This is a genomic window from Streptomyces corynorhini, assembly GCF_003346515.1.
GTDB lineage: Bacteria > Actinomycetota > Actinomycetes > Streptomycetales > Streptomycetaceae > Streptomyces > Streptomyces corynorhini.
In genome coordinates, this window is record NZ_QQNA01000001.1 from 1 (window position 1) to 16014 (window position 16014).

General features: G+C 68.4%; 9 protein-coding genes and 2 pseudogenes. 8 read left to right on the plus strand and 3 right to left on the minus strand.

Translation table 11 applies throughout. The annotated features are described in order from the left end of the window. Together DVH02_RS00005 and DVH02_RS00010 are read left to right on the plus strand one after the other, a co-directional pair. Positions 1-610: ABC transporter permease (locus tag DVH02_RS00005; RefSeq protein ID WP_407697569.1), on the plus strand; the 610-nt coding region annotated here is incomplete at its 5' end. Positions 611-926: 316 nt separating this feature from the next. Continuing rightward, positions 927-2867, plus strand: coding sequence for an ATP-binding cassette domain-containing protein (locus DVH02_RS00010; protein ID WP_114621564.1), 1941 nt, complete (start codon positions 927-929; stop codon positions 2865-2867). Positions 2868-4290: 1423 nt separating this feature from the next. Here the strand turns inward: DVH02_RS00010 and DVH02_RS00015 are convergent. After that, positions 4291-4902 (minus strand): TetR/AcrR family transcriptional regulator, encoded by a 612-nt coding sequence (locus DVH02_RS00015; RefSeq protein ID WP_114621565.1) that lies wholly within the window; start codon positions 4900-4902, stop codon positions 4291-4293. A gap of 143 nt (positions 4903-5045) precedes the next feature. Between DVH02_RS00015 and DVH02_RS00020 the strand changes: the two genes are divergently transcribed. After that, entirely contained in the window at positions 5046-5693 is a 648-nt protein-coding gene (locus DVH02_RS00020) for a hypothetical protein (RefSeq protein WP_114621566.1), read from the plus strand. Positions 5694-5813: 120 nt separating this feature from the next. Next, positions 5814-7424, plus strand: coding sequence for an alpha/beta hydrolase (locus DVH02_RS00025; protein ID WP_114621615.1), 1611 nt, complete (start codon positions 5814-5816; stop codon positions 7422-7424). 310 nt (positions 7425-7734) lie between these two features. Here DVH02_RS00025 and DVH02_RS35830 read toward each other — a convergent pair whose 3' ends face one another. Then, on the minus strand, positions 7735-8595 hold the full coding sequence (locus tag DVH02_RS35830) for a site-specific integrase (protein WP_325051310.1): 861 nt from the start codon (positions 8593-8595) through the stop codon (positions 7735-7737). Positions 8596-9882: 1287 nt separating this feature from the next. On the opposite strand from DVH02_RS35830, the gene DVH02_RS00040 reads away from it, so the two are divergent. From DVH02_RS00040 to DVH02_RS00055, 4 genes and pseudogenes are all read left to right on the plus strand, one after another. Further along, a complete protein-coding gene (locus DVH02_RS00040) occupies positions 9883-10869 on the plus strand; it encodes an AAA family ATPase (protein ID WP_114621569.1) in 987 nt (328 codons plus the stop codon). Then, positions 10862-13504 (plus strand): S8 family peptidase, encoded by a 2643-nt coding sequence (locus DVH02_RS00045; RefSeq protein WP_114621570.1) that lies wholly within the window; start codon positions 10862-10864, stop codon positions 13502-13504. The genes DVH02_RS00040 and DVH02_RS00045 overlap by 8 nt, the downstream gene beginning before the upstream one ends. A gap of 420 nt (positions 13505-13924) precedes the next feature. Continuing rightward, complete coding sequence (locus DVH02_RS00050; RefSeq protein WP_199566109.1) at positions 13925-14533, plus strand: DNA glycosylase family protein; 609 nt, start codon at positions 13925-13927, stop codon at positions 14531-14533. A 259-nt stretch (positions 14534-14792) separates the two neighbouring features. After that, positions 14793-15316: pseudogene (locus tag DVH02_RS00055) on the plus strand (hypothetical protein). A gap of 45 nt (positions 15317-15361) precedes the next feature. On the opposite strand, the pseudogene DVH02_RS00065 reads toward DVH02_RS00055, so the two are convergent. Beyond that, a pseudogene (locus DVH02_RS00065) lies at positions 15362-15613 on the minus strand (transposase); the annotation flags it as partial. Between the last annotated feature and the right edge of the window lie 401 nt (positions 15614-16014).

Here is a 16014-nt window from a genome sequence, read left to right on the forward strand (position 1 = left end):
GGCGCCCTGGGAGAGCGCCGCGTCGTTCGCCCCCGAGACCGTGGCCGCCACGCGCCCGACAGGCGAGGTCGACAGCCGTGCGACCTATCTCAGCTTCGGACTCGCCTACCTGCTCGGCCACGGCGCCGCGGCGCTCTCCCAGGGCGCCACCCCGCTGCTCGACCTGCCCGACTGGCTGCCCATGACGCTCCTCGGCACCGGGCTCGCGGCCGGCACCGTCAACGCGACCATCGCCGCCGGGCGCGCTCAGCGCACCACCACCGACCCCGGCGACATCCTCACCGGCAAGCTGCTCGGCGCCGCCTGGGTCGTGGCCCTGGCCGCCCTGTTCCTCGCCGTCACCGGCCTGACGAACACCGTCGACGCGCCCGACATCCAGGCCGCGCTCTGGCCCACCGCCTCCGGCCTCGTCGTCGGCCTGCTCTACCTCGCAGAAGGCACCGCGCGCCGCAACCTCCTGCACTACGGCCTGGGCGCCTGGCTCACCCTGATCTCCACCACAGCCCTCTTTGTCGGCACCCCGGCCCTCTTCTGGATCCTCACCGTCGCCGGCGGCGGCGCCTACGCCCTGGCCGCGCTCCTCGAAGGCCGCCGCCTGGGCACCCGTTGACACCAGCCCCCTCAAAGGCCGCGGCGCACCCCGAACTCACCGGCACCACCGGCACCACCGGAACCACCGGCACCACCGGCACCACCGGCAGCACCGGACGCGCGGGCGGCCCGGAGCGGCGCCACGCGGCGCTGTCGGCGTTTCGGCCATCTCCTGTCGGGAGCCGCTCCGAGCCGGACCAGGGGTCCAGGGGCCGAAGGGTCCCGTCGTGCGGCGATCGCGGGCCTCCCAGCACGACCGAATGACGTGTGTTCGATATCGCCGCTGGGTCGTTGGTCCTCACGACTCCGCCGCTGCGACCGTCATAGGGGGAACGATGACCTCGCCCATCACACAGGATCAGCCGCCTCAGCCACCGAACGGCACCTCGCGGGACGACGAACCGGAGGAGGCGAGTGTTCGAGAGGAGGAATACCTCTACCGCGACACGTCACGGCTCCAGGCCGGATCGCTGCTGACCTCCCGCACCATGGCGCGGCGACTGCCCTCTCTCGTGCTGCGCTCCGTACGGATGGCCTGGCGGGTGGACCGCGGCGCGACCATCGGACTGCTGGTCTGCCAGATCGGGACGGGTGTCCTCGCGGCCCTCAGCCTCTTGGCCGTCACGGGAACGATCACCGCGCTGATCGCCTCGGGCGACATCACCGAGCGGCTGTGGGACGCCGCCCCGCGGTTGGCCGTCATCGCCGCCGCCACCGGCCTGCGCGCACTGCTGGGCATCACGGTCGTCTGGCTGACCGGGCGTCTGCGCCCGGTGCTCGGCCGGGCGGCGGAGCTGACGATGGTGGAGGCCGCGCTCGGCGCGGAGCTGGCCGCCAACAACAAGCCCGGCTACAACGACGCCTACGACATCGCGGACCGCGGCGCCCAGGTCACCCCCGACCTCGTGGAAGAGGCGCAGGACGTACTCGCGGCGACGGCGACGCTCGCGGCGGGAGCGGCCGTCCTGACGGTTCTGCACCCGCTGCTCCTCCCCCTCCTCTTCCTCGCGTGCCTGCCGCAGGCCGCCGCCTACGTCCGCTCCGCGCGCGTGATCTACCTCGCCGGTCTGGAGACGTCCGGGCGGCGCCGGATGCTGGGCAAGCTGCGCTGGCACATGGCCTACACGGAGTCCAGCGAGGAGATGCGCGCCTGTCTGGCCGGCCCCTTCCTGATCGAGCGGTACCGAAAGCTGGCCGCCTCGGTCAACGCGGCCGAGCGCAAGGCCGCGAACACGGGTGCCCGGATGGGGCTGGCCGGTGCCGTCGCCGGTGGAATCGCCTCGGCCGCGGTGTGGGCGGCGCTGCTGTGGCTCCTCGCCTCGGGCCGGATGAGCCTGGCCGCCGGGGGCGGCGCCGTCTTCGCCCTCCAGACGGCCACCAGCTCGGTGCGGGGCATCATCAACGGCGGGGCCCGCCTGGTACGCACCGGCTGGTACGTACAGGACTGGCAGAACTTCCTCGACAACGCCCACGGTCAGGCCATGGCCGACTCCCGCGGCAACGCGGCACTTTCCGCGGTCCCGGAGCGTTTCGAGGTCCGCGACGTCACCTACCGCTACGACGGCGCCCCGAAGGACAGCCTCAGCGGCGTCTCACTTCACGTGCGGCGCGGCGAGATCGTGGCCCTGGTCGGGGAGAACGGCTCCGGCAAATCCACCCTCTCCCGCCTGCTGTGCGGACTGCTGCTGCCCACCGGAGGCGAAGTGGCCTGGGACCACGCCTCCACAGCGGAGCTGGATCCCTGGGGAGCGTGGCAGCAAGTCGCGCTGGTCCCGCAGAAGTTCACGTATCTGCCACTGACGATGCGCGACAACATCACCTTCGGGCAGGGCGACACCGGCGACGCGGCGCTGCTCGCCGCGTGCGAGGCGTCCGGCGCCGCAGAGCTGCTGCCCGGCCTTCGCTCCGGCCTGAACACCCTGCTGACCAGCGAGTGGTTCGGCGGGCAGCAGCTCTCCGGCGGCCAGTGGCAGCGGCTGGTCCTCACACGGGCCTTCCACCGGCAGGCGGCCCTGCTGGTGATGGACGAACCGACGGCAGCCCTCGACGCACGGGCGGAGCACCGGATCTTCTCCGGCCTGCGCGAACTGGCCAAGGACCGGGCCATCCTGCTGATCACGCACCGCCTCACGAACGTGGCGATCGCCGACCGGATCATCGTCCTGGACGAGGGCCGGATCGTCCAGGAGGGCACCTACAAGCAGCTCACCCAGGAGCCGGGGCTCTTCAGGTCCTTGTGGGAGCTGCAACAGCGGATGAGCGGCGAGATGCCCTGACGGCCCCGGCCCAAGTCCCGTCCCGGGGCGGCCGGACGCGTTGGCGCTGGTGCAGAAGAGCCTTCTGACACTGACCGAGCGGCCCTCACCGTCGCCCGCCCCCGCCCTGCCCTGCCCCGCCCTGCCCTGCCCAACTGGGTCGGCACGCTGCAGGAGTGGCACGGATGGAACCGGCCGCTCGCGGACAACGCCCCACTGCGAGACGTCGATCCGTGGACGCTTCGCAACGTCGCCAGGCCGGCCGGGGCGGAGGCGGATTTCCCCGCCGCCACGGCCGGTCACCGCCTCGCGTTCCACGGTCCGCGGGACGGGCGGCGCGACGAGTTGAGGACCGGAGACTCTCCCGAGGCTCAGCCCTCGGGCTTCAGCCGCGGAGCTTCGCCGCCGCAATTCTCGCCCGGGGACGAGTTGATGGTGTCCGCCGGGACAAACTTCGCCACGCGAAGGCGACATGACGACTCATCAGCGTGTCCAGCCGACCTCGGGACAGCTCGCCCCGGGGCCCCAGCACGGTAGGGGCGGGGCACGGTGACGAGGGGGGACGAGAGGTCAACTCCCCCGGCACCATCCCGGCGCGGAAAAACAGGGGCCCGCCCCCGAAGAGCCAGACCCCTTGTGAACTGCACGTTCACCAGATCGACGACGTGGTGACGCGTCAACCGCTACGCGTTGAAGCGGAACGTTCAATGTGGCGCTCCCACCTGCGGAGACGTTCCTTCGGGTGAGCGCATCCAGCACCCATCCAGCACCGTCGGGCTCCATCCATCACATCCAGCACCACAGGCAACAGAAACCTGCACCGACGGCTCCTGGGGCACCGGCCGCATGGCGTGCCGCAGGACTGCGCGGAGGCGGCTCCAGGCTCTAGGGAGGAGGTGCCCGTAGATGTCGATCGTGGTCTTGACCGACCGGTGCCCTGGCCGGCGCGAGACTTCGTGAATCGGCATCCCAGGTGCGAGGTCGCGCGGAAGTGCATGTGTTTACGGTCCTTGTGCCACCGCAGTTCCGGACAGGAGTCCTGAACGCGTGGGCCCGGCACACGACACACGTCTCCGTCCCGCCGTACGCCGACGGCCAGATTCTCGTGCCCGTGCAGACCTTCGACCTCATGTCCGTGACCGGCATGACCCGGGCGCAGTTCACCGGGGCCGATCTGGCGGCGACGGCGTGCGTCACCGCCACGGCGGACACCGACGTCCGCCCGCACGAGTGGCACTCAACGCCTGCCGGAGTCGTCCCCCGGCTCAACTGCCTGCCGCAAGAACTGGTACGCCCGCGGTGGAGGTCTTCACGCTCTGCCGGCAGGAAGTTCTTGGTCCGCCAACGCAGCGTCGTCGCCGACATCCTCGGCCTGCTGCCGGCCGTGCTGCTCCCGCGCCCCACCCGTCGGGTGGAACCGGTGCGGAGGGGCGGTTGGTCCGGTTCACGGCCGAGTCGGTCCGGCGGTTGGCGCGGGGCCGGTGGAGAGGACGTGGTCGACGGCGGCGTTGAGGGTCTCGGCCTCGGAGATGAGGACGGATTCGCCTGTGGGCAGGGCGCGTTCGACCGAGAGTCCGTTGAGGACGGTGAGAAGGAACCTGACGTTGCGGGTGCGGTCTCCCGGGGGCAGTGCGCCTTCCTCGGCGAGCACGGTCAGCCAGTGTTCGACCCGGCGCTCCGCCTCCCGCGCATGGCCGAGGTATGCGGCGCGTACCTGTCCGGTCGGCTCGGGCTCGATGAAGGTCCGGTACATCGCGCCCCATGCGGTTCGCGCGTCCTCGTTGGTGCCGAGCGGTGCGAGAACCTGCCGCAGGCAGTTCAGCAGCCGTTCGCGCGGAGGCAGAGTCCGGTCCAGGATCGGGTCGCCGGGCAGGAGGTGCTCGTAGATCCGCGCGAGCAAGCTGTCCTGCAGCGCGCGCTGGGTGGGGAAGTGGAACCTCAGCGAGCCGGTGCTCACTCCCGCACGCGCGGCGACCGCTCGCACGCTCAGCTTCGCTGTCATGTCCTCGGCGATCATCTCCGCAGCGGCCTGGAGGATCTTTTCGCGTGTTTCCATGCCCCGCTCTCCTTCTCTTCTCCCCAGCCTCCCTACTGTACTAGCACGCCGTACTAGTACAGCGTGCTAGTACGGCGTGCTAGCGTTTCTCTAACACGCTGTACTAGTGAGGGTGCGGCCGATGCGTGAAGGAGGGACGGAGCATGACCTGGAAGCAACGGGCGGCATCGAAGCGCCTCAAGCCGGGAGACGGCAGGCAACTGCGGCGGTTCCGCCGGTGGCAGCTCCCTCTGCGCTCCCTGTTCTGGCTACGGCTTCCCGGCACCGACGGGCACGCCCGCCTGTACGCCGTCGACGTACGGCACTGGGCGCGGCTGGACAACAGCAAGATCCGGGCGCATCTGTTCCTGGACGGCAGGCACATGGCCGAGTCGAAATTGCCCGCGGCCTTCCCTGTCGACGGGGGTGTCATCGAGGTGGCGATGAGCAACTACGGCATCAGACGCTGCCACTACCGCCCCTTGGACGGACAGCCGCAGCAGCTCACGCCCGACCCGGCCTCGGCGGAGGGACGGCGGGCACGCTTCGACGCCCGCCATCCGGGACCGAGCAGGGCGATCGGCATCGGATCGGTGTTGCTGCTCGTCATCGGTGTGGGCCTGAACCTGCTGCAGCTCGCAGAGCCCGTCTCTCACATTCCTCCCGTCACACAGCGGGTCGGAACGTTCGAATCTCCGATACACCTGCCGCTCTGGCTGAACCTCGCCCTGGGGGGCGGGGCCGTTCTGGCGAGCATGGAGCGCGCGCTCCGCCTGCGGTACTCCCCTCTGCTCGACGCGGCCGGTCGCTGATCGCTGACCCCTCGAAGCGAGGAAGGCACGGCCACGTCAACCCCCTCCGGTCGGCTTCTTGCGCGACCGGCATGGCCCGGCCGCATGGAATGACACACGTAGGACGAAAGGAAGATGATCATGATCCAGTTGAGGCCACGGGCCGCCGTCCAGTACGGGGCGGCATTCGCCGCAGCCCTCATGGCCCTGACGGGATGTTCGTCCGGCGCCTCCGGGCCGCGCAGCATGTCCGCAGCGGGCGCGTCGGCCTCCGCGCCGTCCCCGGACCCGCTCACCTGGAGCGAGTGCGGGAAGAACTTGGAATGCGCCACGATCAAGGTGCCGCGGGAATACACCGAGCCTGATGGCGCGCAGATCCCGCTCGCGGTCATGCGGCACCGGGCCACTGATCCCGGCCACCGCATCGGCAGCCTGATCTTCAACCCGGGCGGGCCCGGGGTCTCCGCCACCGAAACGCTGCGCAATCTACCCAAAACAGCTGGCACTCCGGGCGCCTTCTCGCCTGCGGTGCTCGCCAAATTCGACGTCATCGCGATGGACCCGCGCGGCGTCGGCGAATCGCAGGCCGTTCGCTGCCTGACCGACGAGCAGCGAGCCGAGGCCGCCGGCACCGACTTCGACCCTTCCGTCCCCGGGGGCAAGCCTCTGCCGCGGCTGCTGGCCGATGCCGCCACGTTCACCGACGGCTGCGCCGAGCACCAGAGCAAGAAGTTCCTGGCCAGCCTGTCCACCGACAACGTTGCCCGCGACATCGACCAGGTTCGCTCCGCGCTCGGCGAGGACAAGATCACGTACTACGGCTTGTCCTACGGCACCGTGGTCGGCCCGATGTACGCCACCCTCTTCCCTCACCGCGTCCGCCAGATGGTGCTCGACGCGCCCGTCGACACCAACCAGTGGTTCGGCGACCCCCTCCCCTTCCAGAACGACGTCGCCGTGGCAAGCGAACGGACCCTCAACGCCTGGTTCAAGACCTGCCGCACCGAAGGGACCGCGGTGTGCCCGTTCGGAGCGGGAGACCCGCAGGCGGCGTTCGACGCACTGATCGACACGCTGGAAGCGAAGCCGCTGAAGATCGCACCCGTCAAGGGCGCCACCCCGGGCGGCGAACTCGACGGCGCCATGGCCCTTGAGACCACCCGAGCCCTGGCCGGCGAACAGAACACCTGGCCGTTGCTGACCTCGGCGTTGCTGGCCGCGCGGGACGGCAACGGCGCACCCCTGTACACCCTGTGGAGCAGCGTCACGGTATCTCCCTTCCCTGTCCCGACCGCGATGTTCGAAGCCCACACCGCGGTACGCTGCGCCGACTGGCAGACCCCGGCCGGTATCGCCGCGCACCAGGCCGCGGCCACCAAGGCCGTTACCGAGGCCAGGCGGATCGGGACCCGGGCCGCCTACTCCGCCCTGAACTGCGCTCGGTGGCCCGCGCCGAACAAGGACCGCGTCACCAAGCCGCTCACAGGCGCTGGTACGCCCCCGGCGCTGGTGGTCGCAGGCCGACTGGACCCCGTCACCCCCCACCACTGGGCCGAGAACATGACCCGAACCCTGGACTCTGCGGTCCTGCTCACGCGTGAAGGAGTCGGACACGGCTCCTACGGCACCAACTCTTGTGTCACTCGCGCAGTTGACGCCGCCCTCATCCGCGGCACCCATCCCGCCGACGGCACCGTATGCGAGACAGACCAGCCCGCCACCACTCGCCCCCTTGTCCTTGCGAACCGTTGAGTCACAACCGGACTTCACTCGCGTACGCACTCGACGAGGGTGTCCTCGATGGCCGCGCTTCGGGGAAGAGGGTGGCGCCGCCGCTCCGATGCCTGCGGCCGACCGACACCCCGCCCGAACGCGCCGCGCCGACCCCAGAGCCGCCAGCTGGCCCATCACACCCGCCCGCCTGACCGCCCCCGGACGGTCCACCTGCACCGTCCGGGGGGCGCACCGTCCGACCGGTGCTCTGAGGGCGGTCGCCCGGGACAGTAGCCGTCAACGCCTCAACGACGGCCCCACGCAGTCCGGTTCACCAGAGTGGTGGAATTCATAGATTGAAGCGGAACGTTTGGCGCAGAGCCCCCACCTGCGAAAACGTGGTTTCTGGGGTGTCCATCCCAGCACCATCCCAGCACGGGAGTTCTATCCCAGCACCGTGCAGCTCAGGCGCCTCACCGGCAGCCCCTCGACCCGTCACCTGCGTGCTGACGCCGGATCCGGTCAGCACCTCAGTCGGGTCCGCCTCGATGAGGGGTGTCGACCGCATCGCGTTCTGCAGGACCGTGCGGCAGCGGCCCCAGGCGCTCGGCAGCAGATGCCCGTAGATGTCGATCGTGGTCTTGACCGACCGGTGGCCCAGCCAGCGTGACACCTCGTGGATCGGGACACCGTGGGCCAAGGCGGTCGAGGCAAAGAAGTGCCGCAGACTGCCAGGGGTGCATGCCGCCTCGCCGTCCGCGCCGACCAGGCCCGCCGACTGGCACGCTTTCTTGAAGTGGTAGCCGTAGGTGGACGCGGTGGGCATCGTGCTCTTGCCGTGGGAACGCGGGGAGAAGAAGGCTTCAAGCCTGCGCCGCTTGCCCCTCTGCCCGATGAAGATCACGGGCACCGGCTTCCATGTCGACAGATGAGCCTCCATCTCCTGATCAACAAAGAGGGCAGTCGGGACGTCGCGATATTCACCCTCCGTCCGATTCTTAAGCGGCACGAAGACCGTGCGGCAGTCCGCACGGTGGGCCATGGCGCTGACCTGCCAACGGATCCTGACGAATCCGGACCGTCGACATTCGGTGGAGAAGGCGAGGGCCTCGCTTGGACGCTGGCCAGTACCCGCCTGCAGATAGACCGCGAGCCGGTATTGCGGCGATATATGCGCCGCAATGAGGTCGACCTCGGTCGGCGTCGGGATCTCGGGATATCCGAACCCCTCGTGCGGGGTTGTCCGGGATCTGTTTGTCGACTACGGCTGCCTCCAACATGGCGGCCACCACGAGCATGCGATCGTTGACCGTGGAAGCCGCCAGGCTCGCACCCGATCCGTGCAGGCTCTTGGCGAACTGTTCGAAGTCGCGTCGCGCCAGACTGACCAGAGTCCTATGTCCCAGGCGCGGCACGAGGTGGTTGCGAATGAAGCCCTCGTAGTTGCGGCGAGTCGTGTCACCGATGGCTCGCCTCTCGACCCAGTCCTGTGCCCAGATCTGCAGGCGCACGGTTCCCCGAGCGGGGTCCGGGAAGGTGCCCGCCTTCTTGTCGTTCTCGACGTGGACGACAAAGGCGTCCGCACCATCCGGGCCCACCCTCCGAGAGAACGACTTCTCCCGTTGCCGACCCCGCCTGCCGCCCGGCTCCCGATATCGCACCGTCCACCTGTGGCCGCACCTTGGACGTTCGCAGGGATAGCTCGGATCCCGGACATCCCGCTTGTACTTCTGGAAAACGCTGGCCACCCACACCTTCTCTGCTAGCTAGTGCCCAGAGCGAGGCAGCCGCTGTATCGCTCTCTGCGGCAAACAAGCCCACGGCCATCCGCGTCAGCCATCCGTCCGGACCGGCGCGTGCTCCGCCTAGGGACCTCACCGCTGCGGGCTCCGTGCGCCGAGCGGCAGTCCTCACTGACTCGCCCAGCACCCGAAACCGTGCTCCCTCCACTCAAGACGAGCAAGGAAAAACTGACCAAACCACCCCTTGCAGTGAATGTGCAGTCCCGCTCGTGCACTCCCCGGGCCAAACGGGAAGTTCGGCGCGCCCTTCACGCAGCCGTGGAGGGACCATCCGCCTCCTGCCCCATCCGAGGGGCGGCGAGTGGCACAGCGCCGTCGGCCAGAACCGGATCTTCGGAGCAAGCGCTCGCTTCTCGCAGGCAGATCCTCGATCCGGAGACAGGCTAAGGGGGTGAGGGGACGCGGGGTCTGAGAAGAGCGCCGAGCACCTAGGTTGCCTGCACTCAGCCCTTGCTCGGCATACATGATTCGGGCATCACCGGCAGACAAACCTGCCGCCGCCTGGGTTACAGATAGATCCCAGGCCAGCAGGCTGCGCGGGTTCTGGCACCGCGATCCGCTCATTCGGACATCCCGGCCAGTGGTGGATCCGGGCAGCAGCCTGGAGCCCAGGGCCGTACGATGCAGGCGCAGGGGCCCGCTGATTTGGGTATACCTCTTCTAACAGGCAGTCCACATCGGAGGGTGACAGGCGTATGGCGGCGAACGCCGATCACCTGAAAGCTCTTGTGCGGGCGCACTCCGAAGCCAACGATGACCTCTTTTACAGCGTCGCTCTGCAAGTTGCAGCGAAGTCCGCCCGCCAGGGGCAGGGAAAGTTCGCCGTAGAGCTGCGCGAGCTGGTCGAGGCCGCCCAACAGAGGCAGGGAAAGCCAGACACCCAGCGTGCCGCTACCCCGGTGGTGCAGCCCCGTGGTGAGCTGACCAGTCTCCTGACTGCAGGCTATCCGGACACCCAGCTCGACGACATGACCCTGGACGCCGGACTGCGTGCCTCGCTGGATCGCGTGCTGCACGAACAGCGACAGCGTGCACGGCTGGAGCGTTTCGGCTTTACCCCGGTGCACCGCATTCTGCTGTCCGGGCCTCCTGGGACGGGCAAGAGCATGACGGCAGCGGCCCTGGCCGGAGAGCTGAAACTGCCCCTGTTCACCATTCGCCTGGACGGTCTGATCAGCCGGTTCATGGGCGAGACCGCCGCCAAACTGCGCCTGGTCTTCGACGCCGTGGCTCAGACCCGTGCGGTCTACCTGTTCGATGAGTTCGACGCTCTGGGAGCCGAACGGGCGGCCGGCAACGACGTTGGCGAAGCCCGCAGGATCCTCAACTCATTCCTGCTGTTTCTTGATGAGGCACCCTCCGAGAGTCTCGTGGTGGCCGGCACCAACCACCACCAGCTTCTGGACCAGGCTCTGTTCCGCCGCTTCGACATGATCGCCACCTACGGCCCTCCCACCGGGAAGGAAGCTGTACAGGTGCTGCAGCGACGTCTAGCCGGAATGGACACAAGCACACTACGGTGGGGCCTCGTGACAGAACGTGCATCGGGCCTGAGTCACGCCGAGCTGGTCAAAGCGGCGGAAGCAGCAGCCAAACGAGCCATCCTGGCTGACCGGGACGTGGTGGACGAACAGCTGCTGCTGGAAGCCCTGAGCGAGCGGAACGCCTCCCACCATGCCTGAGCCCGACTCTTCCGCACGGCTCAGTCCGCACCTGATCGTGCCCTGGGAGGCCGCCACCTTCACGCCGCGCTCCGAGGCTGCTGGCGGGAGCGGTCCGGACCTGGTACAGCACACGGACCGGCAGGGGCACGCCGACGCTTTGGTGGACGGGCTGGAGACGGCCCGCCGTGAGGCGACCCAGCTCATGCAGCAGACGCCCGAGGACCGCCAGCCTGACGGTTTCGCGGTGCGTATCGAGGCGGCTCGCGACCACCCTCTGAGCCTGGAGCGCCTGGACGCATCCGGCCTGACACTCATGAGCAGCCACCCGCAGACCGAGAACAGTCAGCAGGACGCGCTGGTCTGGATCCCCTTCGACAAAGTCGCCTCGTTCACCCAGCGGATCGCCGACTTCACGGACAACACCCCCGGCGGCAACCCCAAGCAGGCCCTGCTGGTGGCCAATATGGAACAGGTCCAGCGGGCTCTGCTGGAGCACCTCTGGCAGGAGCGGCAGGATCTGCCGCCGCTGGACGAGGAGCGGTGGTGGGAGTTGTGGTTCGATCCGCGGATCTCGCCGACGGCGGTTGCCACCTTGCGTTCCCTGGCCGAAGAGCGTCGCTGGCGGGTCAGTGAACGGGCGATCCATGTCGGAGAACGCCTGGTGGCACACGTCGCGACGACCGGTAACGAGCTGGCGTTCCTGTTGGCCACGAACGGCTGCCCTGCTGAGATCCGCAGCCCTACCTTCGCCGAGGGCCTCTACGCCGTCGACCGCGAGTTCCGCGTGGGCCTCGTCAAGGATCTCGCCGCGCGAATCGAGCCGGCCGCACCGGAGTCCCCGGCGGTATGCATCCTGGACACAGGGATAGCCCAGGAGCACGCCCTGCTGAAGCCCGCGTTGCACGAGCGCGCCTACAGCGTGCTTCCTGGCAGCACGCCGGCCGACCGGATCGGGCACGGCACGCAGATGGCCGGGCTCGCCCTCTTCGGGGACTTCGCGGCAGCCCTTGAATCACAAGGCCCCGTCGTCCTCGGTCACGGCCTTGAGTCCGTGAAGATCCTCAACGACGCTCACACACCCGACCCATCCCCGCGCAGCTGTGCGGAGACGACCGCGAACGCGGTCGCGACCGCTGAGATCGGCAACGGAGGCCCCGCACCGTCCGGACGGGTCTTCTCGATGGCTGTCACCCGGCAGTCCGGGGAAGGGGAGAACGGCGTAGACGGCACCGCGACCCTGTGGTCAGCCACACTGGACGCCCTGGCGGCAGGCACGGACGTCATCGTGCGAGACGACCGCATCGAACTGATCGGAGCACCCGATCCCGAAGCCTCACGTCTGATCATCGTCAGCGCCGGCAACATCCGCGGTGCCGTCCCCCACCAGATGCGCCGCGACGACGGCACGCTGGATCCGCTGCTTCTGTCCGACCTGTCACGCATCGAGGAACCCGCCCAGGCACACAACGTACTCACCGTCGGGGCGTGCACGCATATGGATGCCGTCCCCGATTCCGCCCTGTTCCGGGGATACCGTGCGCTGGCGGCGCCGGGCGCTCTGTCCCCCTTCAGCCGGACCTCGGTGGCGCTGACCAACGCGGCCATCACCAAGCCCGACATCGTTCTGGAGGGCGGCAACATGCTCGTCGCCCCTGACGACAGCATCCTGGACGCACACGATCTGGTGAGCGTGGCGACTACCCACCACGACCCGGCGCGTCAGCTGACCTGGACGAACGCCACGAGCGCTGCCACGGCGCAGGCGGCTGCGCTCGCCGCCACGGCGATGAGCGCCTACCCCGGACTGCGGCCGGAGACTGTTCGCGCTCTTCTCGTGCACGAAGCCCAGTGGACCCCGGCCATGGTCGAGCAGGGCCTGTTCAAGAAGACCGGCGCCCCCAAACTCGCCAAGGGCGACGTGATGCGACAGGTGATCCGCCGGTACGGGTGGGGCATGCCCACCGCCGAGCGTATCCGCAGCAGCGCCTCGAACGCCGTCACGATGATCGTCCAGAACACCCTGGTGCCGTACAAGGTCAAGGGCGGGCAGGTTCGCCTGGCCGAACTCAAGCTGCACGAGCTGCCGTGGCCCCTGGAACAACTGCGCGACCTGGCCGAGACCACCGTCGACCTGCGGGTGACGCTCGCCTACATGATCGAGCCCAATCCCGGCCGGCGCGGCATGCTCGGCCGCTACAGCTACGCCTCGCACGGCCTTCGCTTCGCCATCAAGGGCTCCACCGAATCCAGCGACTCCTTCCAGAGGCGACTGGCCGAACAGGCCGAACACGAGAGCGACGGCCTTGGCAACCCCAGGGCATTCGAGTCCAACAGCAGGTGGCTGGTCGGCCCCCGGGCCCGCAATCTCGGCTCCCTGCACGCGGACATCTGGCGCGGATCGGCGGCCGAACTCGCCGACTGCGGCACGCTCGCCGTCTACCCCGTCGGAGGCTGGTGGAAGGCGAACAGGCGCAACGACCGCATCGGCCTGCCCGTCAGCTACGCCCTCCTGGTCTCCCTGCGCACCCCAGAGGTCTCCACCGACCTGTATACGCCCATCGCCACCCAGCTCGGCGTGTCGATCGGAGTGGCTCCACACGCCCAGACCGAAATCGTGGACGGCATCCCCATTCAGATGGAATTCGGCTGGTAGCTTCCCGGGCGGGTTCGGTCGAGGCCGAGCTTGATCCGGCCGCGCCCACGTGTCCATCTTCGGGACGCGTGTCCCGGCGAGGTGGGGGCTCAAGACGCGCGCGGTGGTGCCGACTTCGCGGGAGATTTGGGCGACCGAGACACCGGCGTAGGTCACCGAGGTGCGATGATAGGTGGAGTTGCCCGGGCGCTGGCGCGTCGGCGGCATATTGGTTGATCATGGTTGCCGTGGCGGGGAACCAGGCGCGCGCAGCAAATATCCGAAGCCCTGCTGAGTGCACAGGTTTCGTCACCGGGCAGCGCCGGTAGGGCGACTTCGCTCGCGTAATTCCTCCACCAGCGGCACCACTTGCCGCGCCCATCCTTCGAGGGCTTCGCGCATTCCGTCCGGTTCTTCAGACCAGTACAACATCATTGGTCTATGACCGTACCCAGCCTTGCCCAGCGGCTCGTCGACCACGTTCAGCACCTCCTGGGCGGTGGTCCGTTTCTCCATCCCGGCGGATGGACCCACATGGGTGCTGTCATCTGCGATGTCAGCTTCCAGCCCAGGTGTAACTACGAAGCGACCCTTCGGCCGCGGCTTCTCCAACTGCAAACGAGCTGGCCGGACGCGAGGACAGTCCGCGGGTTCCAGGGCCAGCTCGCCGCAGAAAACCTTGCCATCGCCATGAAGTTCAACCACGCCCAGAAGGTCGCGACGGCCCATGCCATCACCGACCTCCTAGCTGCAAATGGGGTCGATACCCGCGACGATCTCCACACTTGGCTCGACCAGCAGGCCAATCGCGCCGCTCTACGCACTGTGAAGGGGGTAGGGCCGAAGAGCGTCGACTACATCGGCAACCTTATCGGCCGTTCACAGGTCGCGATCGACGTACATCTGCGCTCCTTCGCTGCAGATGCTGGCGTTCCGGATCTCCGCTACGAACAGCTGCGCACAGTGTACGAGGAAGCCGCCGCAATGCTCGGGCACGACAGAGGCGGGTTGGAGCATGCCGTCTGGCGGCACAAGTCAGGGGCCGCGTAACCACCGCTTCCGTCTCCCACTGCCCGCAGACCCGCAGCCGCGCCTCCCCCGCCCAGCTGCTCGACGAGCGCACAGTTTTGGGGAGTGACGAGAAGCTTCACAGCCAGGGAGCAGGTTCAAGACGAATCCTGAACAGCGCCACCGTAAGCGGCTGTTGTCGTACCGAACCTGAGGGCGGCGTTGTAGCTGGTCAGGCATAGGGTCGACGAACCCGTGGGAGTGGTGACCTGTCCTGTCATCGCTCCTGGGGAGGCCGTGGATGCCGTCGGTCGTGGGATTGCTGGAACAGCTCGAGCTCGCTGCCCGCCGTCGGGTGGACGAACTGCGGGAGGAAGCCGACCGCGTCCAGGCCGAACTGGCCGTGGCCGAGTGGGATTGGAAAGAGTGGGTCATCGCCCGGTCCCGGGTCGGCGAGGTGCTGGACCCGGTCAACGAGCCCGAAGATCACGACCAGACTGAGTGGACTGAGGAGACACCGTCGGTGACGACGGCCGCGAAGCCGAAGTCGCAGGTGCCCTTGTGGCGTGAGGGACTGGGCTGGTCGGTGCTGTCGGTGGACTGCCAGCGCATCGGGCAGGCACTCGCGGACCGCCATCGTCTCCATCAAGGGCCGCTGACCCGCCAGGAGATGGCCGTCTTGTTCGGGATGGATGCGGTGCCGGCGAGGTGGAGGCACTGCGGTCGAAGGCGAAGCGCCTGGTGGTGCGCGGCTGGCTGGCCGAGCGGCAGCCGGGCCGGTTCACGCTCGCCGCGGGCCTGTCCGGGCCAGGCGGCGGGTCATGAGCATCGCCATCGATCAGTAGACCATCGCCTCGGCGCTGGTGGTAGGCCCCACACCCCGGCGCGCGACCAGATCAGGAACCGGCGATGGGCCGTGGACTTCGATATGCCGAAACAGGGCGGCAAGGCCCGCCAGGCGCAGCCTCTGACCAAGACATAGATGATCGCGGCGAACAGGGTCTCGTCGGGTGTGTCCTGCGCCCCTCCGCCCTGCGGCCGCACCCGAGAGGGCGGGATCAGCGGCTTCGCGATCTCCCACAGCCCTTCCGGAACAATCCAACTCCACGTACCCCGCCCCATGACGACCTCAATGTCCGCCTCACCACATAGGACACGATCTTATGGACTTCAGTCCGTCGTGCTCATCTCTTCGTGGGCCGCTTCGCAGTCGCAGTCTCCGTCGTGGCCCGGTTCAAGTCGGCAGTAGAACCAGTAGGGCAGGCCCGTCAGGTGTGGAGGGTGGAAGCGTCGATCACAGTAGGTTTCACTCCAGTGGTCGGTGCCCCGCTTCGCCATCAGACTCACTCCTCGCAGAGATTTCGAGCGTGCAAGAGTCGCAGCGCCCGCGCATGAAGAATGCCAGATCGAAACGCTCTCTCCCCGCGGTGGGCACCCGGGGAGCGGCTGTGACCATGGGCCTGGTCAGCTGGCACCCAACTGGCCAAGCGAAGCGTTCAGTCACGGCTCCCGAGCACACCAGG

Excerpts from the sequence above, each read along its gene's own strand:
- DVH02_RS00040 (WP_114621569.1), top strand. The coding sequence starts at position 9,883 with ATGGCGGCGAACGCCGATCACCTGAAAGCTCTTGTGCGGGCGCACTCC.
- DVH02_RS00025 (WP_114621615.1), top strand. The coding sequence starts at position 5,814 with ATGATCCAGTTGAGGCCACGGGCCGCCGTCCAGTACGGGGCGGCATTC.
- DVH02_RS00020 (WP_114621566.1), top strand. The coding sequence starts at position 5,046 with ATGACCTGGAAGCAACGGGCGGCATCGAAGCGCCTCAAGCCGGGAGAC.
- DVH02_RS00010 (WP_114621564.1), top strand. The coding sequence starts at position 927 with ATGACCTCGCCCATCACACAGGATCAGCCGCCTCAGCCACCGAACGGC.
- DVH02_RS00015 (WP_114621565.1), bottom strand. The coding sequence starts at position 4,902 with ATGGAAACACGCGAAAAGATCCTCCAGGCCGCTGCGGAGATGATCGCC.
- DVH02_RS00045 (WP_114621570.1), top strand. The coding sequence starts at position 10,862 with ATGCCTGAGCCCGACTCTTCCGCACGGCTCAGTCCGCACCTGATCGTG.
- DVH02_RS00050 (WP_199566109.1), top strand. The coding sequence starts at position 13,925 with ATGACCGTACCCAGCCTTGCCCAGCGGCTCGTCGACCACGTTCAGCAC.